Annotated in this window: 22 protein-coding genes; 14 read left to right on the forward strand and 8 right to left on the reverse strand. The window is 71.1% G+C overall.

The window, feature by feature from the left end; translation table 11 throughout:
* Positions 1 to 8 precede the first annotated feature (8 nt).
* The 8 genes from ptsP (at position 9) to BLR91_RS17545 (ending at position 8,156) form a co-directional block, all read left to right on the forward strand.
* A complete protein-coding gene (gene ptsP / locus BLR91_RS17510) occupies positions 9 to 1,718 on the forward strand; it encodes a phosphoenolpyruvate--protein phosphotransferase (RefSeq protein ID WP_089879605.1) in 1,710 nt (569 codons plus the stop codon).
* Positions 1,715 to 3,232 (forward strand): PTS mannitol transporter subunit IICB, encoded by a 1,518-nt coding sequence (locus BLR91_RS17515; protein WP_089879602.1) that lies wholly within the window; start codon positions 1,715 to 1,717, stop codon positions 3,230 to 3,232. The genes ptsP and BLR91_RS17515 overlap by 4 nt, the downstream gene beginning before the upstream one ends.
* A complete protein-coding gene (locus tag BLR91_RS17520) occupies positions 3,229 to 3,666 on the forward strand; it encodes a PTS sugar transporter subunit IIA (protein WP_018189129.1) in 438 nt (145 codons plus the stop codon). The genes BLR91_RS17515 and BLR91_RS17520 overlap by 4 nt, the downstream gene beginning before the upstream one ends.
* Positions 3,663 to 4,835: a mannitol-1-phosphate 5-dehydrogenase gene (locus BLR91_RS17525; RefSeq protein WP_089879601.1), complete on the forward strand. Its 1,173-nt coding sequence runs from the start codon at positions 3,663 to 3,665 to the stop codon at positions 4,833 to 4,835. The genes BLR91_RS17520 and BLR91_RS17525 overlap by 4 nt, the downstream gene beginning before the upstream one ends.
* A 96-nt stretch (positions 4,836 to 4,931) precedes the next feature.
* The gene (locus BLR91_RS17530) at positions 4,932 to 6,122 is read left to right on the forward strand and encodes a type III polyketide synthase (protein WP_089879597.1); all 1,191 of its coding nucleotides are present in this window, start codon (positions 4,932 to 4,934) and stop codon (positions 6,120 to 6,122) included.
* Entirely contained in the window at positions 6,119 to 6,646 is a 528-nt protein-coding gene (locus BLR91_RS17535) for an isoprenylcysteine carboxyl methyltransferase family protein (RefSeq protein WP_089879594.1), read from the forward strand. The genes BLR91_RS17530 and BLR91_RS17535 overlap by 4 nt, the downstream gene beginning before the upstream one ends.
* Positions 6,643 to 7,683, forward strand: a complete 1,041-nt coding sequence (locus BLR91_RS17540; protein ID WP_089879591.1) for an NAD(P)/FAD-dependent oxidoreductase — start codon at positions 6,643 to 6,645, stop codon at positions 7,681 to 7,683. The genes BLR91_RS17535 and BLR91_RS17540 overlap by 4 nt, the downstream gene beginning before the upstream one ends.
* A gap of 188 nt (positions 7,684 to 7,871) precedes the next feature.
* Entirely contained in the window at positions 7,872 to 8,156 is a 285-nt protein-coding gene (locus BLR91_RS17545; RefSeq protein ID WP_018189124.1) for a ParB family protein, read from the forward strand.
* Between the two features lie 105 nt (positions 8,157 to 8,261).
* Here BLR91_RS17545 and BLR91_RS17550 read toward each other — a convergent pair whose 3' ends face one another.
* From BLR91_RS17550 to BLR91_RS17560, 3 genes are all read right to left on the reverse strand, one after another.
* Entirely contained in the window at positions 8,262 to 9,749 is a 1,488-nt protein-coding gene (locus tag BLR91_RS17550; protein WP_231918978.1) for a chaplin family protein, read from the reverse strand.
* A gap of 90 nt (positions 9,750 to 9,839) precedes the next feature.
* Positions 9,840 to 10,799: a hypothetical protein gene (locus tag BLR91_RS17555; RefSeq protein WP_089879584.1), complete on the reverse strand. Its 960-nt coding sequence runs from the start codon at positions 10,797 to 10,799 to the stop codon at positions 9,840 to 9,842.
* Between the two features lie 51 nt (positions 10,800 to 10,850).
* Positions 10,851 to 12,053 carry an MFS transporter gene (locus tag BLR91_RS17560; RefSeq protein ID WP_089879581.1) on the reverse strand — a complete coding sequence of 401 codons (1,203 nt, stop codon included), beginning with the start codon at positions 12,051 to 12,053 and terminating at the stop codon, positions 10,851 to 10,853.
* A gap of 123 nt (positions 12,054 to 12,176) precedes the next feature.
* On the opposite strand from BLR91_RS17560, the gene BLR91_RS17565 reads away from it, so the two are divergent.
* Complete coding sequence (locus BLR91_RS17565; RefSeq protein WP_018189120.1) at positions 12,177 to 12,629, forward strand: MarR family winged helix-turn-helix transcriptional regulator; 453 nt, start codon at positions 12,177 to 12,179, stop codon at positions 12,627 to 12,629.
* Positions 12,630 to 12,635: 6 nt separating this feature from the next.
* On the opposite strand, the gene BLR91_RS17570 is transcribed toward BLR91_RS17565, so the two are convergent.
* Positions 12,636 to 13,139, reverse strand: a complete 504-nt coding sequence (locus BLR91_RS17570) for a hypothetical protein (RefSeq protein WP_018189119.1) — start codon at positions 13,137 to 13,139, stop codon at positions 12,636 to 12,638.
* A gap of 47 nt (positions 13,140 to 13,186) precedes the next feature.
* On the opposite strand from BLR91_RS17570, the gene BLR91_RS17575 reads away from it, so the two are divergent.
* The gene (locus tag BLR91_RS17575) at positions 13,187 to 13,549 is read left to right on the forward strand and encodes a nuclear transport factor 2 family protein (RefSeq protein ID WP_089879578.1); all 363 of its coding nucleotides are present in this window, start codon (positions 13,187 to 13,189) and stop codon (positions 13,547 to 13,549) included.
* 24 nt (positions 13,550 to 13,573) lie between these two features.
* On the opposite strand, the gene crcB is transcribed toward BLR91_RS17575, so the two are convergent.
* The 3 genes from crcB to BLR91_RS17590 are packed head-to-tail and all read right to left on the reverse strand — an operon-like array spanning position 13,574 to position 14,915.
* Positions 13,574 to 13,951: a fluoride efflux transporter CrcB gene (gene crcB / locus BLR91_RS17580; protein WP_089879575.1), complete on the reverse strand. Its 378-nt coding sequence runs from the start codon at positions 13,949 to 13,951 to the stop codon at positions 13,574 to 13,576.
* Complete coding sequence (locus BLR91_RS17585) at positions 13,948 to 14,391, reverse strand: fluoride efflux transporter FluC (protein WP_089879572.1); 444 nt, start codon at positions 14,389 to 14,391, stop codon at positions 13,948 to 13,950. Before BLR91_RS17585 ends, crcB begins: the two co-directional genes overlap by 4 nt.
* A complete protein-coding gene (locus tag BLR91_RS17590; protein WP_089879569.1) occupies positions 14,388 to 14,915 on the reverse strand; it encodes a universal stress protein in 528 nt (175 codons plus the stop codon). The genes BLR91_RS17585 and BLR91_RS17590 overlap by 4 nt, the downstream gene beginning before the upstream one ends.
* An 85-nt stretch (positions 14,916 to 15,000) precedes the next feature.
* Between BLR91_RS17590 and BLR91_RS17595 the strand changes: the two genes are divergently transcribed.
* From BLR91_RS17595 to BLR91_RS17610, 4 genes are read left to right on the forward strand one after another with little or no spacing between them, the layout of a single operon-like run.
* The gene (locus tag BLR91_RS17595) at positions 15,001 to 15,429 is read left to right on the forward strand and encodes a phage holin family protein (RefSeq protein WP_018189114.1); all 429 of its coding nucleotides are present in this window, start codon (positions 15,001 to 15,003) and stop codon (positions 15,427 to 15,429) included.
* Positions 15,426 to 15,704, forward strand: coding sequence for a hypothetical protein (locus tag BLR91_RS17600; RefSeq protein WP_089879564.1), 279 nt, complete (start codon positions 15,426 to 15,428; stop codon positions 15,702 to 15,704). Before BLR91_RS17595 ends, BLR91_RS17600 begins: the two co-directional genes overlap by 4 nt.
* Positions 15,694 to 16,734, forward strand: coding sequence for a YihY/virulence factor BrkB family protein (locus tag BLR91_RS17605; RefSeq protein ID WP_089879561.1), 1,041 nt, complete (start codon positions 15,694 to 15,696; stop codon positions 16,732 to 16,734). Before BLR91_RS17600 ends, BLR91_RS17605 begins: the two co-directional genes overlap by 11 nt.
* 49 nt (positions 16,735 to 16,783) lie before the next feature.
* Positions 16,784 to 17,440, forward strand: coding sequence for an NUDIX domain-containing protein (locus tag BLR91_RS17610; RefSeq protein WP_089879558.1), 657 nt, complete (start codon positions 16,784 to 16,786; stop codon positions 17,438 to 17,440).
* A gap of 33 nt (positions 17,441 to 17,473) precedes the next feature.
* Here the strand turns inward: BLR91_RS17610 and BLR91_RS17615 are convergent, their stop codons facing one another.
* On the reverse strand, positions 17,474 to 18,478 hold the full coding sequence (locus tag BLR91_RS17615; RefSeq protein ID WP_231374289.1) for a hypothetical protein: 1,005 nt from the start codon (positions 18,476 to 18,478) through the stop codon (positions 17,474 to 17,476).
* Positions 18,479 to 18,592: the final 114 nt, after the last annotated feature.

The following is an 18,592-nucleotide window of genomic DNA, read 5'->3' on the forward strand; positions in this document are numbered from 1 at the left end:
GACGCATCATGAGCGACACGAACATCCTCACCGGCGCCGGCATCGGGCAGGGCGTCGCCGTCGGCCCCGTCCTGCGGATGTCGGCCCCGCTGCCCGAGCCATCGGACCAGCCGAGTACTCGCACCCCCGACGAGGAGAAGGCCCGCGTGCAGCAGGCCGTCGCCACGGTCGCGGCGGACCTGCGCGAGCGCGCATCCACCGTCCAGGGCACGGCGGCCGATGTGCTGGAGGCGCAGTCGATGATGGCGGAGGACTCGACCCTCGCCGACGACGTCGCCTCCCGCATCGACGGAGGGAAGACCGCAGAGCGCGCCGTCTTCGAGGGCTTCGCCGTCTTCCGCGACATGCTCAAGGAGCTGGGCGGCTACATGGGCGAGCGCGCCGGCGACCTCGACGACGTCTCGCAGCGCGTCGTGGCGGCCCTGGAGGGCAAGCCGGCGCCCGGCGTGCCGCAGTCGGAGACGCCGTTCGTCCTGGTCGCGCACGATCTCGCCCCCGCCGACACGGCGCTGCTCGATCTGACCAAGGTGCTCGGGCTCGTGACCACCGAGGGCGGCCCCACCTCGCACACCGCCATCCTGGCGCGGGAGAAGTCCATCGTCGCAGTCGTCGGTGCGGCCGGCGCCGGAAGCCTCGCCGACGGCGACGAGGTCGTAGTGGATGCGGCGGCCGGCACGGTCACCGTCTCACCGACCGAGCCCCAGCGGGCTGACGCGCTCCGTCGCATCGAGGAGCGCGCCGCCGCCCTCGCCGGCGGCGTCGAGCCGGGCGCGCTCGCGGACGGCACCGCCGTCCCGCTGCTCGCGAACCTCGGCTCGGCCGCGGGGGCCGAGGACGCGCTGGCCGCAGGCGCCGAGGGCGTCGGACTGTTCCGCACGGAGTTCCTCTTCCTCGACCAGCGCCTGGCGCCCGATGTCGCCCAGCAGCGCGAGCAGTACGTGAAGCTGCTCAGCGCGTTCGGCGGCGGGCGCAAGGTGGTCGTCCGGGTGCTCGACGCCGGCGCGGACAAGCCGCTCGAGTTCCTCAACGACGCGCACGAGGACAATCCGGCACTCGGGCTGCGCGGGCTCCGCTCGCTGCGCGCCAACGAGGACATCCTCCGCGAGCAGCTCACCGCGCTCGCCGAAGCCGACGCGCAGACCGACGCGGACCTCTGGGTCATGGCACCGATGGTCTCGACCGTCGAGGAGACCCGCTACTTCACGGAGCTCGGCCGCGAGTACGGCCTGAAGACCGTCGGCGTCATGGTCGAGGTCCCCTCGGCGGCGCTGCTCGCCGACCGTGTGCTCCAGATCGCGGACTTCGCCTCGATCGGCACCAACGACCTCACGCAGTACACGCTCGCGGCCGACCGCCTGCTCGGTTCGGTCGCCGGGTTCCAGGACCCGTGGCATCCGGCTGTCCTCCGCCTCATCGGCGAGGTCGGCGCGGCAGGTGCGGCTTCGGGCAAGCCCGTCGGCATCTGCGGTGAGGCGGCGGCGGACCCCCTGCTCGCCGTCGTGCTCGTCGGCCTCGGCGCGACGACGCTCTCGATGTCGCCCGCGGCGATCGCCGACGTGCGGCTCTCCCTCAAGCGCTACACCCTCGGCCAGGCCCGTTCGCTGGCTGAGACCGCCCTGGCCGCCGATGGCGCGGCCGAAGCGCGGGCGGCGGTCCGTGAGGCCGCCGACCGTTTCACCTCACCAGCCCCCGACAACAGAAACGAGGCACCACAATGACATCGGCGACACAGACGTCGGCGACGGCGTCGGCCCCGAAGAAGCCCAACAGCGCGCGCGTCCACGTGCAGCGGTTCGGCACCTTCCTCTCCAACATGGTGATGCCCAACATCGCCGCATTCATCGCGTGGGGCATCGTCACCGCGCTCTTCATCGACAAGGGTCCGTTCCCCAACAAGGACATCGCGAGCCTCGTCGGCCCGATGATCACCTACCTGCTCCCGCTCCTCCTCGCCAACACCGGCGGCCGCCTCGTCTACGGCGTGCGCGGCGGTGTGGTGGGCACCATCGCGGCCATGGGCGTGATCGTCGGCACCGACATCCCGATGTTCATCGGAGCGATGATCATGGGTCCGCTCGGCGGCTACCTGATGAAGCAGGTCGACCGCATCTGGGAGGGGAAGATCAAGGCGGGCTTCGAGATGCTCGTCAACAACTTCTCCGCCGGTATCCTCGGCTTCCTCCTTGCGATCGGCGCCTTCTTCGGCATCGCCCCGCTGGTGCAGGGTCTGAGCAAGGCGCTCGAAGCCGGTGTGGATTGGCTGGTGTCGGTCCACCTGCTCCCCCTGGTCAGCATCCTGGTCGAGCCGGGCAAGGTGCTGTTCCTCAACAACGCGATCAACCACGGTGTGTTCACGCCGATCGGCACACTGGAGTCGCAGCAGGCGGGCAAGTCGATCCTGTTCCTCATCGAGACGAACCCCGGCCCCGGTGCCGGAATCCTGCTCGCCTGGGCGATCTTCGGTCTCGGTGCGGCCCGCGCGGCCGCCCCGGGCGCCTTCATCATCCAGTTCTTCGGCGGCATCCACGAGATCTACTTCCCGTACGTGCTCATGAAGCCCATCCTGATCATCGGCGCCATCCTCGGCGGCATGACCGGCGTCGCGGTGAACGTGGCCTTCCAGACGGGCCTTCGAGCACCCGCTGCACCAGGATCGGTGTTCGCGATCTTCGCGCAGGCACCCGTCTCGAACATGCTCGGAATCGCCTTGGCGATCATCGCCGCTGCCGCGGTCTCGTTCACCTTCACCGCAGTCGTCCTGCGATCCAGCCGCAAGCGCGACCTGCTGGCCGGCAACGCCGGCGACCTGTCGGCCGCCGTCGCCCAGACCGAGGCGAACAAGGGCAAGTCCTCCTCGGTGCTCGGCGGCCTCGTCGACGAGGCCGAGCACGACACCGGCGACGCCCAGGGCGACGCCACGGATCGACTGGTGCGCAACATCGTCTTCGCGTGCGACGCTGGCATGGGTTCGAGCGCGATGGGCGCATCGGTGCTCCGCAACAAGATGAAGAAGGCCGGAGTGGAGGGGGTCACGGTCACGAACCAGGCGATCAGCAACCTCGACGGAACGGCCGACCTGGTCATCACGCAGCAGCAGCTGACGGACCGCGCCAAGGGCCAGTCGCCCGACTCGATCCACGTCTCGGTCGACAACTTCATGAACAGCCCCAAGTACGACGAGGTCGTCGACCTCGTCAAGAACCAGCGAACCACGGAGGACGCCAACAAATGACCGACACGATTCTCGACCGGGCGAACGTCGTGGCCGCGGGCACCGCGACCACGCGGGAGGACGCGATCCGGGAGGCGGGTGAGCTGCTCGTGCAGGCGGGCGCCGTCGAGCCGGGTTACGTCGACTCGATGCAGGAGCGCGAGAACACCGTCTCCACCTTCATGGGGAACGGCCTCGCCATCCCGCACGGCACCAACGAGTCCAAGGACGAGATCAAGCGGTCCGCGCTCTCCTTCATCCGCTACTCCTCGCCGCTCGACTGGGGCGGCGAGGAGGTGCGGTTCGTGGTCGGCATCGCCGGCCAGAACAATGAGCACCTCGAGATCCTGTCGAAGATCGCCATCCTGTTCTCGGAGGAGGACGATGTCCAGAAGCTGCTCGACGCCCCCGACGCCGAGGCGCTGTACACGCTGTTGGGAGATGTGAACGAGTGAAGGCCGTCCACTTCGGAGCCGGCAACATCGGACGCGGCTTCGTGGGGCTCCTGCTCCACGAAGCCGGGTACGAGGTCGTGTTCGCGGACGTCAATGCCGAGCTCATCGACGCCCTCGCCGCGGCGGACTCGTACCGCGTCCACCTGGTCGGTGAGGACTCGGAGACGAAGACCGTCACCGGGTTCCGCGCGATCAACAGCGCGACCGAGGAGGATGCGCTGGTCGCCGAGATCGCCTCGGCCGACGTGGTGACGACGGCGGTGGGTCCGCGCATCCTCCGCTTCGTCGCCCCGGTGATCGCCCGCGGTCTGGCCGCTCGGGCGGACGACGCGCCCCGCCTGGCCGTAATGGCCTGCGAGAACGCGATCGGCGCCTCGGACCTGCTGGCGGCGGAGCTCATGGACGGGCTCCCGGACGACGACACCCGCGAGCAGCTGGCCGCGCGTGCGGTGTTCGCGAACACGGCCGTCGACCGCATCGTCCCCGCGCAGGCGGCGGACGCCGGGATCGACGTGACCGTCGAGACGTTCTACGAGTGGGTCGTCGACCGTTCGCCGTTCGCCGGGCACGCGCCCGAGATCCCGGGCGCCCACTTCGTCGACTCACTCGGCCCGTACATCGAGCGGAAGCTGTTCACGGTCAACACCGGGCACGCGACCGTGGCATACACAGGCTTCCTTCACGGGGCCACCACGATCAGCGAGGCCATCGCGATCCCCGCCGTACGGGAGGCGGCAGAGGCCGCTCTGCGCGAGACCTCGGCGGCGCTCAGCGCCAAGCACGGGCTGCCGGAGGAGGAGCTCGCCGCGTACCGCGCAAAGATCCTGGGCCGGTTCGCGAACCCGTACCTGGTCGACGAGGTCACTCGCGTCGGGCGCGAGCCCATCCGCAAGCTCGGCAGGAACGACCGCTTCATCGGTCCGGCTTCCGACTACGCGGAGCACGTCGGCGGCATCCCGACGGCCCTGATCCAGGCAGTCGGCTCCGCCCTGCGGTTCGATGTGCTCGAGGACACACAGAGCGTCGAGCTGCTCAAGCTGCTCGACGAGGCCGAGCCGGCCGCGATCGTCGAAGAGGTCATGGGCGTAGAGCCCGGCGAACCGCTCCACGAGCCGCTCGTCGAGACCGTCGCCCTGGCTCAGCAGGAGCGCTTGGACGCGGCGCTCTGACAGCTGCGGCCGGGCGGCTCCCCCCGCCGTCCGGCCGCCCCTGAGCATCCGCCGACCGCAGATCACAGCGCGCGGGGCTGGTGGTACGTTTCGCATGTGAGCCGAATCGTGTCGGTGGCCCCGGTGCTCCCCGCCCGGAGCTACAGCCAAGGGGAGATCACCGCCGCGCTGCTCGCGATGATCACGTCGGACCCCGCCAGGCAGCAGGTGATGCGCCGCATCCACGCCTCCTCCGGTGTGCAGACCCGCAGCCTCGTGATGCCCCTCGAGCGTTACAGTTCGCTGGCCTCGTTCCAGGAGTCGAACGACTTCTTCATCGCCGAGGGGACGACGCTGGCCGAGCGCGCCGTGACCGCGGCCCTCGACTCCGCCGGTCTCGCGCCCACCGACGTCGACTTCCTGCTCTTCACCTCGGTGACCGGCATCGCCGCCCCCTCCATCGACGCGCAGCTGGTGTCGCGGCTGGGCCTGCGCACCGACGTCAAGCGTCTCCCGAGCTTCGGGCTGGGATGCGTCGCCGGCGCCGCCGGGATCGCCCGCGTCAACGACTACCTCGCTGGCCACCCGGACGAGGTGGCCATCCTGTTGTCCGTGGAGCTGTGCTCGCTCACCGTGCAGGCGAGCGACGACTCCATGGCGAACATCGTCGCGAGCGGCCTGTTCGGCGACGGCGCCGCCGCCGTCGTCATGGTCGGCGACCGGCGCGCTGAGAAGCTGGGGCTGGCCGGACCCGACGTCGTCGACTCGCGCAGCCACATCTACCCGGACACCGCTGACGTGATCGGCTGGGACATCGGCGGCACCGGCTTCCGGATCGTCCTGAGCGCGGGCGTGCCCGAGGTCATCGAGCGCAACTTCGCCGGAGACGCCCGCGGCATCCTCGCCGCCCACGATCTGGAGGTGTCGGACGTCGGCGCCTGGGCCGCGCATCCCGGTGGGCCGAAGGTGCTGGAAGCGTTCTCGCAGGCCCTCGACCTGCCCGACGGCGCCCTCGACGCCAGCTGGCGCTCGCTCGCGAACGTCGGCAACCTGTCCTCGGCGGCGGTGCTGCACGTGCTGGCGGAACAGCTGGATGCGCACGCAGCCGGCACCATCGGGCTGCTGTTCGCGCTCGGCCCGGGGGTGACGAGCGAGCTCGTCCTGCTGCGCTGGGCGGATGGCGCAGAGCGGTCGGGGCTGGTCTCCGTGCCGGCCGCGCTGCCCGCCGCGGTCGAGGCTGGCGCGCCCGCCGCATCCACCGCCCCCGCCGCGCTTCCCGCGGCCGCCATGATCGACCCGGTCCCGTGATCTGGTACACCGTTCTCGTCCTCGCGACGGGCGCAGAACGCATCGCCGAGCTGATCGTCTCGACCCGCAATGCGAAGTGGTCGTTCGCCCGCGGCGGCGTGGAGTTCGGCAAGGGGCACTTCCCGCCGATGGTCGCGCTCCACACCGGGCTGCTGCTGGCGTGTCTGGCGGAGGTCTGGTTCGCCGACCGGCCCTTCCTTCCGTGGCTCGGCTGGCCGATGCTCGTGCTGGTGCTCGCCAGCCAGGCGCTGCGCTGGTGGTGCATCGCCACGCTCGGTCCGCGCTGGAACACGCGCGTGATCGTCGTGCGCGACCTGCCGCTCGTGACCGGCGGACCCTACCGCTGGCTGAAGCACCCGAACTACGTCGCGGTGGTCGTCGAGGGCTTCGCCCTTCCGCTGGTCCACACCGCCTGGATCACGGCTCTCGTGTTCACGGTGCTGAACGCCTGGCTGCTCGTGGTGCGCATCCGCTGCGAGAACCGGGCGCTCGCCACCGTGCTCGCCGCACCGGCACGCACATGAACCCGCGGGTCGTCGTGGTCGGGGGCGGCCCCATCGGCCTCGCCTGCGCCATCGAGGCACGCGTGGACGGCCTGGAGGTCGTCCTCGTGGAGCCGCGGGTGGGGCCGATCGACAAGGCGTGCGGAGAGGGCCTGATGCCGGGAGCGCTGGCCGCACTGCACCGGATCGGGGTCGATCCCGCCGGGAGGCGGCTCGACGGCGTCGCGTACATCGACGCGGGATCCCGCGTCGAGCACCGCTTCGCGGAGCGCCCGGGGCGGGGCGTGCGACGCACCGTGCTGCACCAGGCTCTGGCGGAGCGGGCGTCCGAGCTGGGCGCTCAGCGCATCCACGCCAGGGTCACCGGACTCAGCCAGGACGCCGGCGGGGTCGACCTGACCCTGAGCGACGGCGAGACACTGCGTGCACCCTGGGTGATCGCGGCCGACGGCCTGCACTCGCCGGTGCGTCGCATGCTTCGGCTGGACGGGCGTGCGCAGCCCGGCACGCGGAGGCGGTTCGGCCTGCGGAAGCACTTCGCCGTCGAACCGTGGACGTCGCTGGTGGAGGTGCACTGGTCTGCTGGGGCCGAGGCGTACGTGACCCCCGTCGACGAGCGCCTGGTCGGCGTCGCCGTGCTCGGCTCGCGGCCCCTCGATGTGGATGAGGTGATCGCGGGCATCCCCGAGCTCGCCGAACGCCTGCACGGCGCCGAGGTGGTGACCGACCCTCGCGGGGCAGGACCCCTGCTGCAGCGGGCGCGCTCGCGGGCCTCGGGGCGGGTGCTGCTGGCGGGCGACGCCTCCGGCTATGTGGACGCCCTGACCGGCGAGGGGATGCGCGTGGGCTTCGCTCAGGCGCGAGCGGCCGTCGCCGCGGTCACCATGGGGAACACAGAGCAGTACGAGCGGGCCTGGCGGGCGACGACACGGGATTTCCGCATGCTCACCTCCGCTCTGGTCGTGGCGGCGCGCTCGCGCTTCCGGCCGCGGATCGTGCCGACCGCCGCTCGTCGCCCCGAGCTGTTCGGCTCGATCGTGGAGCGCCTCTCGCACTGACGCCCTCTTCCGGGCCCGGCGCGCCTCCTCACGCTTCCGCGCTCGGGAGGCGGCGGTCGTCGGGCGTTATGCCTGCATACTCGGGCATTTAAAGCATGCTTAGCACCTGTGGAATGTGGTCTCCGCACGGGTAGACCGATTAGTATCTGGAATCGAGCATCGAAATCGGATATGCCGAAAGGTGAGACATGAACGCATCCGCACCCGGCCCCGTGGACGACGCGACCGCCCCCGCGCAGAAGGCGGTCAAGAAGCGCACGACGGTGACCTTCTACCTGACCGACGCCATGCGGAATCGTGCACGCGCCGCCTACCGCCAGACTTCGTTCGACGAACGCGACGGCAGTTGGTCGGAGATGCTGAACAAGGCCCTGCTGGCCGAAGTGCAGCGTCGTGAGAAGGCCTACAACGAGGGCAAGGTCTTCGTGGGCAACGACGAACCGCTGACGCCCGGGCGACCGATCGGGTTCTGACCCGCGCTCCGAACGCGTACCAGACACGACGAACTCCCGGCACGTCGACGGCTGGGGAGCGTCGACGTGCCGGGAAGCGTCCGACCCGCGATCAGCGGGCGTCGATCACCGGGTGTGGTGGCGGCGCGTCCGGTTGGCGGACACGAACGCCAGCATCACTCCGAGGAGAGCGAGGAGGGCGCCCAGGGCGCCGACACCCAGCTCGTTGGAACCGGTGGAGGCGAGGGCCGCAGCCCCCGACCCGCTGCCCGCGGCCAGCGACATGATCCCGCCCGCGGACGCCGTCACAATGCCGGCACCGGTGCCACCCGTGGTCGGGGTGGTCGGAGTCGTCGGGGTGGTCGGAGTCGTGGGCGTGGTCGGGGTGGTCGGGTCAGTCGGGTCGGTCGGGGTGGTCGGCGTCGTGGTGGAGCCGGTGGTGGTGCTGTCGCCGACGACGCTGATCGCGTTGCCGCCGACGGTCACGGGAACGTCCACACCGATCGGCAGGTCGATTCCGCCGAGGGTGCCGTCGCCGGTGGTCCCACCGGTCGTCCCACCGCCGGTCGCCGGGGCGCTGGTGGAGGATCCGGCCGAGGTGGAGTCACCGACCACCGAGACCGCGTTACCGCCCGCCGTCACCGGCACAGCAGCATCGATCGGAGCCTGGATGCCGGACAGCAGCCCGCCATCCGAACCAGAACCCGACGTGGTGCTGCCGCTACCGGCAGCCGGAGCCGCCGTGTCCGAACCCGACGTCGTCGAGTCACCGACCACCGAGACCGCGTTCCCGCCGGCCGTCACCGGCACAGCAGCATCGATCGGAGCCTGAACACCCGACAGGATGCCACCATCCGAACCAGAACCCGACGTGGTGCTCCCGCTACCGGCAGCCGGAGCGGTCGTCTCCGAGCCCGAGGACTGCGAGTCGCCGAGGACGGAGATCGCATTGCCGCCGACCGTCACCGGCACTGCGGCGTCGATCGGAGCCTGGATGTCGGAGAGCAGTCCGCCGTCCGAGCCGGAGCTCGACGCCGTCGCCGACGAGCCGGAACCCACGGCGGGGGCCGTGGCCGACGAATCGGTCGACGTCGAGTCGCCGAGGACCGAGATGGCGTTGCCACCGGCGGTCACCGGAACATCCACCGCCACAGGTGCCTGGATGCCCGACGCCACGCCGTCCGAACCATCGGAGGTGGCGCTCGCTCCCGAGTCGGCGGGCGCCGGAGCGGCAGCCGAATCGGATCCGGAACTGGTGGAGTCACCGAGGACGCTCACCGAGTTCCCCGCCACCGTCACCGGGACGCTGACCGAGGCCACCGCCTGGTCGCCGCTGAGGACGCCGCCGATCGAGTCGGGCGAGATGGACACCGAGGGAGCCGCCGGTGCCGCCGGAGCCGCGGCGGTGGAGCCGCTGCTCGTCGAGTCGCCGAGGACCGAGATGCCGTTGCCCGAGAGGGACACCGGAACCGTGACGCCGACGACCGCCTGGTCGCCGCTCGCGACGCCGTCGCTGCTGGGAGCCTCGGCCGCGTTGGCCGCGGCCGTTCCGGCGAGCCACAGGCCGCCGACGCAGAGGGTGAACCACATCCCTCTGGATACGTACTTGTTCATGATCAAGCCTTTCGAATGAGTGTCTGCGCCCGGGCATGAGGATGCCGGGCGGATGGTCGCGTGCTGCCTCAGAGGGCAGCGGCGACCCACTCAGTCGGGGCTGATGTCGTGATCGGCGACGGGAGCCGCGGGGATGCGGTCATCCGCGGCAGCGCCGATGCGCCCGCTCCACGCGGAGCCGGGCAGGAGGAAACCGTCGGCCGTCGCGGCCGCACCGGGCGCAGCTCCGCCCGGGCCGCCGGAACCACCGGTCGTACCGGCGGTCCCGCCACCGGGCAGACCACCGCCCGGCAGGCCACCGCCAGGAAGACCTCCGGGCGCGTCTGAGGGCGCACCACCGGCTCCGGCTCCAGACGGGGCGACGAGCCCCGCGCCCGCGACGAAGGACGTGGCACCGGTCGCGGCGAGCAGCCCGAGAGCGGCACCGGCCGGCACCGCTGCAGTGGCCGGGCCGGCCGCTGCACCAGGCGAGAGAAGGGATCCGAGGAGGTCCGTACCGTCGGACACCGTGGTGCCCGGGTCAGGCACGGGAAGCGCGGCGGCGGGAGGAGTCAGCGGCGTCACGGCCGTGTCGACCGCGCCCACGACATCCGACACCGCCTGGTCGACGCCACCGGTGACCGGCTGCGTGACCGATGAGACCGGGGCCGGCGGGAGGATGTCGCTGACGATCGGCACCTGCGCGACGACCTGGTCCACCACATCCACCACCGGGTCGACCGTGCTCGAGACCGGCGACTGCTCGGCGACCTGGTCGACCGTGTCGGTGACCGGGGTCACCACCGCGGAGACGACCTGCTGCACGGGCTCGGGGACGACCGGCGCGACGGCCGAGGTGACCGATCCGAGGACGTGTCCCACGGCTCCGGTCGCGTTCGATACGACCGCCGAGACGGGCGAGGACGGCGGGGCCGGTTCGGCCGCAGAGGCCGGCGAGCCTCCCATCAGGAAGCCGAGGACGGTCAGGCCGGCGCCGGCGATCAGAGAGCCGATCAGCACGCGCGCAGGGCTGACCTGGCGCGGGTGCAGCTGCTGAGCAGCATCCGGCATACGATCACCCCCTGACCGTTCGAGACAAGGGGGACTGTACTCCGCCGTCTACTAGAACGGAAGCGATGCGTCCGAAGTCGCGATCTCGGCGCGTTCGTCGCGCGACGAGCGGCGACGGGATGCGGCCGCCGCGATCGCGATGACGACGAGGGCTCCCACCGTCATCGCGGCGCCCACCCACAGGGGCGACGTGTAGCCGAGACCCGCCGCGATGGTGAGGCCGCCCAGCCAGGCGCCCAGAGCGTTGCCGAGGTTGAAGGCGGCGATGTTCCCGCCCGAGGCGAGGGTCGGTGCGTGGGAGGCGTAGGAGAGGACCCGCAGCTGGAGGGCCGGGACGGTCGCGAAGCCGAACGCTCCCATGAGCACGAGGGCGATCACCGCACCGACCGGGATCCCGGCGACCAGGGCGAAGCCCACCAGCACGACGGCGAGAGCACCGAGCAGCCAGAGCAGCGTCCCGTCGATGGAGCGGTCGGCCAGGCGGCCGCCCACCCAGTTGCCCGCGAACAGCCCCAGCCCGAAGAGGATGAGGAGCCACGGAACCGCGGACGAGGGGAATCCGGAGACGCCGGTGAGCGTGTAGGCGATGTAGGTGAAGGCGCCGAACATCCCACCGAAACCGAGCACGGTCGCGGCCAGCGAGAGCCACACCTGCCCGGACCGGAACGCCGATAGCTCGCCGCGGAGCCCGGCGGTCGGCCGGTCGCCGGCGTCGCGCGGCACGAGCAGGGCGACGCCGATAATCGCGGCCACGCCGATCACCGTGATGGCCCAGAACGTCGACCGCCAGCCGAAGGCCTGGCCGAGAAGGGTGCCGAACGGCACGCCGAGCACGTTCGCGGCGGTGAGCCCGGTGAACATGACGGCGATGGCACGCGCCTGCTTCTCCGGAGCGACGAGACCGGCGGCGACCACGGAGCCGATGCCGAAGAACGCGCCGTGGCAGAGTGCGGCGAGGATGCGCCCGGCGAGCATGACGCCGTAGTCCGGGGCGATCGCCGAGAGCAGGTTGCCCACGATGAAGAGCACCATCAGCCCGAGCAGTGCCGCCTTGCGCGGGATACGCGTGGCGGCGGCGGTGAGGCCGAGCGCGCCGACGACCACCGCGAGCGCGTACCCCGAGATCAGCCAGCCGGCGGTCGCCTCGTCGACGTGGAAGTCGGCGGCGACCTCGGGCAGGAGCCCGGCGATCACGAACTCGGTGAGTCCGATGCCGAACCCTCCGAGTGCGAGGGCGATCAGGCCAGCGGGCATGGATGTCTCCTTCGGGATGCGGGGGTGGTGCGCTACTCTGTTAGTTGCAGACGCGCTATAAATACTTGCACGTGCAACTACTTCGCGCAACCCGTCTGCCGAGACGACCGGGAAGGGGCGCCCATGGGCATCGCCGACGACGCCGTAGAGGTGCGCGCGCACGGCTGGCGCACGCTCGCCGCGCTGCACGGGTACATCGAGGCGGAGCTGGAGCGCGAGCTGAGCAAGGCGGTGCAGCTGTCGGTCGTCGAGTACACGGTGCTCGACGCGCTGGCCCGCCAGGACGGCTGGCACATGCGCATGCAGCAGCTCGCCCGCGCGAGCGCCCTCAGCCCGAGCGCGACCACCCGTCTCGTCAACCGTCTCGAAGACCGCGGCCTGCTCACCCGCATCCTGTGCGACGACGACCGCCGCGGGATCTACACCGAGCTGACGGCGGACGGGCACGGCCTGCTCGACACCGCCCGCCCCGTCCACGACGCCGCGCTCTCGCGCGCACTCGACGGCGCTCGCGAGGTGCCGGAGCTCGCCCCGCTGGTGGACGCCCTCCCCCAGCTCAGCGTGCAGCCGGCCTGAACCGGGTCAGCGCAGCACCTCGACCAGGGCGACCCACGAGAACAGCACGGTCGTGACGATCGCCAGGATGGTGCCGACGGCCACCAGGACCAGCCCGAGCGGCAGCGTCGGCGCGAACACGAGCACGAGCCCGCCCACCGCGTAGACCGCGGGCGGAAGGGCGAACAGCGCGACCCGCTCCGCGGTGTAGCCGCGGAATCCGGTCTGGGCCGCATCCCGCTGCACCGCCACAGCGGAACGCACCACCACGACGGCGCACAGCGCGGTGCCGATGAGCACCTGGACGCCGTACCCGATCGTCCCCTGACCCGGGATGAGCGCGGCGCACGACAGCGCGACGCCCAGGATCAGGCCGGCGATGGATGCTCCCGCGCGGGCCGCGAGTCCCCGCGACTCGGCGATGGTCCTGATGTTGACCGACAGGGCGACGATCAGCAGACCGCCGAGGGCGGCGCCTGCCCCGGCGACCGCGACATTGAATTCCGACCACGACGCGAAGGGCTCCTCCATGGGCGCCAGCGTAGCGGTGCCCAGCGGCCAGGGCGTATAACGGGGACATGGCCGACGCGCTCACCACCTGGATCGACCGCTACCGACGCGCATGGGAGAGCAACGAGCCCGACGACATCCGCGCACTCTTCACCGAAGACGCCAGCTACCGCACCGAGCCGTTCGCCGAACCGTGGGACGGTCACATCGAGATCGTGGAGGGTTGGCTCGACGCCCAGGACGACCCGGGCGCGGCCACCTTCGAGTGGCGGCTCCTCGGGCAGGACGGCCCGGTGTACTTCGTCGAGGGCGTGACCGACTACCGCGACGGCCCGATCTACAGCAACCTGTGGATCATCCGGCTCGCAGAGGACGGCCGCGCCGAGGAGTTCACCGAGTGGTGGATGGAGCAGGAGCCCGACCAGGACTGACCCGGCACGCCGGTCCGTCGGTCGTCACGCGAGCTGACCGAGCCACAGGCCGAGGCCGGCTGCGGCGAGCGCCAGCACCAGCATCCCGACGCCGTTGAACAGCGCCGCCCGATAGCGTCGCTGCTGCGCCAGGCGGACCGTCTCGTAGCTCGCGGTGCTGAACGTGGTGTAGCCGCCCAGGAAGCCCGTCCCCAGCACGGCACGCCACTCCGGGGGCAGGCCGTGGACGAGCGCGAGCCCGGTGACCAGGCCGAGCAGGAACGATCCGGTCACGTTGATCACCGTCGTGCCGAGCGGGAACGAGACCCGCACCCGTGCCTTAAGGACGCCGTCGAGCACCAGCCGGGCGACCGCGCCCAGCCCGCCGGCCACCGCGACGGCGACCACCAGCAGCGCGGTCATCGGCCGCTCCGGTCGGCCCGGCGTCGCGCGATGCCGGACGCCAGGGCGATCCCCGCGACGGACGCGATGGCGCCGACCGCCACCGTGGCGATGGCGTACAGGATGCTGAGGCCGACACTCTGTGCGGCGATCAGGCCGTCCGTGTCCACCGCGAGCGAGCTGTACGTGGTGTACCCGCCGAGGATGCCGGTGCCGACGAACAGGCGGAGATCGCGCCGCCGGCCCTCGTCCGGTCCGCGCAACGCGAGCGACTGCAGGAGCCACCCGAGCACGAAGGCGCCCGTCACATTGATGAGGAACGTGATGAGCGGCACGCCCGCGACGGGCGGCACCGACAGCGTGAGCAGGTACCGCACGGCCGCACCGAGCGCACCCCCCACGAACACGAGCAGGATCGAGCGCCAGTGCAGGTGCACGGGCGCGGGCGCGCGGGTCGTCACGAGACCGGCGGCTCTTCCCACGGGAGCTTCTGGGCACCCGGCACCGGATTCAGCGGAACCACCACGACCGGGCGGTGCTGCCGGTGCGCCAGGTGCACGCCGACGGAGCCGTTGAAGAACTCGCGAAGGCTGCCGCGCAGACCGGCCTCGCGCGTCCCGACGACGATGTAGCGCGCCTCCATGTCGTCCGCCAGCCGCGACAGCGACCACGCGAGGTCACCGGCCAGCTGCTGCAGGAAATAGGGGATGCCGCGACCGTCGAGGAACCGCCGGATGTGCGCCTCCAGGTCCGGGTCGAACCGCGTCTCCTCCGTCTCGGGGAGGTCCGGGTCGTACGGCAAGGCGACCACCGTTCCGTCGACGTAGCTCGAGACGAGGTACCGGTCCGGGTCGACGTTGGCGCAGACGAGCGGGACGTCCAGGTCGTCTGCGAGACGGGCGGCCTCCTCCAGCACCGCGATCGGCTGACCGGGGACGACGGCCACCAGGATGCCACCCCGGCCGGAGAGCGCATTGCCGTTCATGCCCCTAGTGTGCACCATCCGGGTTCACTCGTACCGACGGGTGGGGTACGTTCGGCCATACAGCGTCCGAAGGGAGCCCGAACCGATGGCCCATACGCCTCCGCTGCCGCGCGAGCGCCGCCGCACCACCCGCGGACTCCGTCCGCTCCCTGAGCTGACGAAGGACCTCGTCGCTCAGCTGCGCCGCCTCGTCGCGTCGGAGATCGCCCTCTTCAAGGCGGAGATGACCGCCAAGGCGAAGGCGGCGGGGATCGGCGCAGGGCTTCTCGTCGGAGCCCTGCTGTTCCTGTTCTTCGCGTTCGGTGTGCTGGTGACCGCCGCCGTCCTCGGCTTCGCGCTCATCCTCCCCGCCTGGCTGGCGGCGCTCATCGTCGCGGGCATCCTCATCCTGATCGCCGTCGTCCTCGGCCTCATCGGCTGGAGCAGTCTCAAGAAGGGCGTCCCGCCGGTGCCCGACGACCTGGGTAGCGAGCTGAGCGCCGACGCGAAGGCCCTGAAGGGAGAGCAGCCGTGACCTCGGACACCACACCATCGGTGAGCCGCCAGGGCCAGCGCCCTGCCGGACGCCCGCCGCTCCCCAAGGGCGCCGGCATCAATTCGCTGAAGCTCGACCTGGAGGTGACCAGGGAGGAGCTCGCGACCACGCTCGACGACCTCTTCGCCACCTTCAACATCCGGGTGCAGATCCGGTCGCATCCCACGTTCTTCGTCGGGCTCTTCCTCGCACTGACCGGGGCGGCGGCGGGAATCGCTGCGCTCCTGCTGCGGAGACGCGGGCGTGTCCGCTGACCAGGGCGGCGTCGGGAGCGACCGCGCCAAGGCGGTCCGGCGGATCGAGGATCGCCACAGTCTGCCCTGGTACCGGCTGCCGTGGGGGTTCATCCTCAAGCGGACGATGCGCAGCTTCAGCACCGACCAGTGCACCGACCTCGCCGCCGGACTGACCTACTTCGCCGTTCTGTCGCTGTTCCCTGCGCTGCTGGCGCTCGTCAGCATCCTAGGCATCGTCGGCCAGAGCCAGACCGGCATCGACGCCCTGTTCGGGATGGTCAACGAGCTGGCGCCCGGGATGACCGACGTCCTGAAGGGGCCGATCGAGGGCCTTGCGTCCTCTCCCGCCACCGGCTGGGCGCTGGTCATCGGAATCGTCGGCGCCGTGTGGTCGGCGTCGGGATACGTCGGCGGCTTCGGCCGGGCGCTCAACCGCGTGTACGGCGTGCCCGAGGGGCGCACGGCCCTGGTGCTCCGCCCGGTCCAGCTCGGCGTCACGCTGCTCACGCTGGTGCTGATCTCGCTGCTCGCCCTGATGCTCGTGGTGTCCGGCCCCGTACTGTCGTTCCTCGGCGGCCTGATCGGGCTCGACGAGGCGTTCCAGGTGGCATGGTCGATCCTCCGCTGGCCGGTCGTCATCATCGTCCTGGTGCTGCTGCTCGCCGTGCTGTACGCGTCGACGCCGAACGTGAAGCATCCGCGGTTCCGCTGGCTGACGCCGGGCTCGCTCGCAGCGATCATCGTGCTCGGCATCGCGTCGGCCCTGTTCGCCTTCTACGTCGGCAACTTCGGCAACTACGACCGCACCTATGGCGCGCTGGCCGGCATCATCGTGTTCCTGCTGTGGATCTGGATCGCCAACAACGCTCTGCTGTTCGGCGCCGAACTCGACTCGGAGGTCGAGCGCGCGCGGGAGCTCGTCGCGGGCATCGAGGCGGACGACGTGCTGCGGCTGCCGCTCAAGTCGGACAAGGCACTGCTCAAAGCTCGTGAGGCGCACGCGGGCGACATCCTCGCCGCGCGAGAGCTTCGCCGCCGCTACCGCTGACACCGGAGCCGGCGCCGGGGCTCGTCTCCCGCGAAGTTAGTCTCGAAGCATGAGCGACCAGCGACCCGGCCACGACCTCCCCGACGCACGCGGACGGTCGGGACTCCACCGGACAGGGCTCGACCTCGACGGCAACCCGGACGTCCGGGTGCGGGAGGTCGAGGTCACCTCCGACGGCTGGCACGTGCTCCGGCGCACCACCTTCGACTACCGCGGACGCGACGGACGGTGGACGACGCAGACGCGCGAGACGTACGACCGCGGCAACGGGGCCACCGTGCTGCTGTACGACCCGGCCGGCCGAACGCTCCTGCTGACGCGCCAGTTCCGCTTCCCCGTCTACGTCAACGGGCATCCGGACGGGATGCTGATCGAATCGGCGGCCGGGCTCCTCGACGGCGATTCCCCGGAGGAGGCGATCCGGCGGGAGGCGGCGGAGGAGCTCGGGGTGAGCATCGGCGAACTGACGCACCTGTTCGACCTCTACATGAGCCCCGGTTCGGTCACCGAGCGCGTGCACTTCTACGCGGCGCCCTACGTCCCCGCCGAGGTGGTCGGCGGAGGAGGCGTCGAGGAGGAGGGCGAGGAGATCGAACCGGTCGTCGTCCCCTACGACGAAGCACTCCAACTGATCGCGGACGGCCGGATCGCCGACGGCAAGACGGTCATCCTGCTGCAGTGGGCGGCGCTCAACCTCTTCGGCTGAGTCTGCGGACGCCCGATCGGGCCGAGTGGGCGATCAGCCGTAGCGGAGCGCGGGACCGTCCGACTTGAGGAAATCGATGTGCAGGTGGTTGCACGTGTCGTCGAACGGCTTGAAGTTGGTGAGGTCCATGGAGGAGCGGCAGCCGATCTGACCGAGACCCGTGCCGTCCGGCACGATCGGGTCGAGGATCTTGATGAGCTGCACCGACTTCGCGTCGCCGCCGGTGAGGGGCGAGCCGTTGAGCAGATAGAAGTCGAGGGCGTGACCGCCGCCGTCGGCGTAGTGGGCGGACTCGGTTCCCGCTCCCTCGATCTGGCCGGTGCAGCGACGGTTGATGTCGCTGACGCCGACCTGGTTGAAGTTGTCGAGCGCGATCGAGATGGCCTGCAGAACGCGGTAGTCGATCCCGCAGCCGGGGACCGCGCGGCCCTCGGCGAGGTCGGCGATCTCGGGGATGTGGTTCGGCGTCGAGCCGACCAGGCGACCGGCCGCGACCGCGCCCATGAGCTGGACGGCGAGGGCCTGGACCGTCGGAGACACCGTCGTGTTGGTGGTGGAGTCGAGCGCCTGCGGGCTCTCCTGGATGTCGAGGCCGTCGCGGGCGACCACCTGGGTCACACCGCCGCCGGTCAACGTCTGCACCGCGAGGGCGGTCCGTGCGGCACCGACCGTGGAGCCCTCGCCCGTCGTCGCATAGGCCGGGAGTGCTGCAGTGCCGAAGAAGGCGGCCAGCGCGAGCATGACGACGGCGTGGACGCCCCAGCGCCGGCCCTCGGTGCGAGCTGGGCGGGCCGACCGCGGTGTCCGTGTGCGGCGCGGCGGACGGTTGGCGCGCTCCGCACGGGCGGCGGCTTTAGCATCGCGTCGGTCGCGGGTCGGGCGCACGACGACGCGCTCGCGCTTCGCCGGCCGGCTGCGCTCGGCCTCGAGGGCGGCGCGGCGGCTCGGGAAGGTCTGCGTCGCGGTCAGTTCCTCGGCCGTGGTGAACGCGCTGACCGGGTCGTCCGAGAGTTCATGCTGCTGGTCCACATCCACCACGACGGGTGCCCTGAAACTGCGGCGAGGCCGCACTGAGGGAGTGGACTGGGGCAAGCTGCTGGTACTTCCTTGGCGAGACGGTCGGAGGATCGCGCCGGGGGGATGGGCGCGAAA

The organism is Leifsonia sp. 466MF, from assembly GCF_900100265.1.
In the GTDB taxonomy this organism is placed as follows: domain Bacteria; phylum Actinomycetota; class Actinomycetes; order Actinomycetales; family Microbacteriaceae; genus Leifsonia.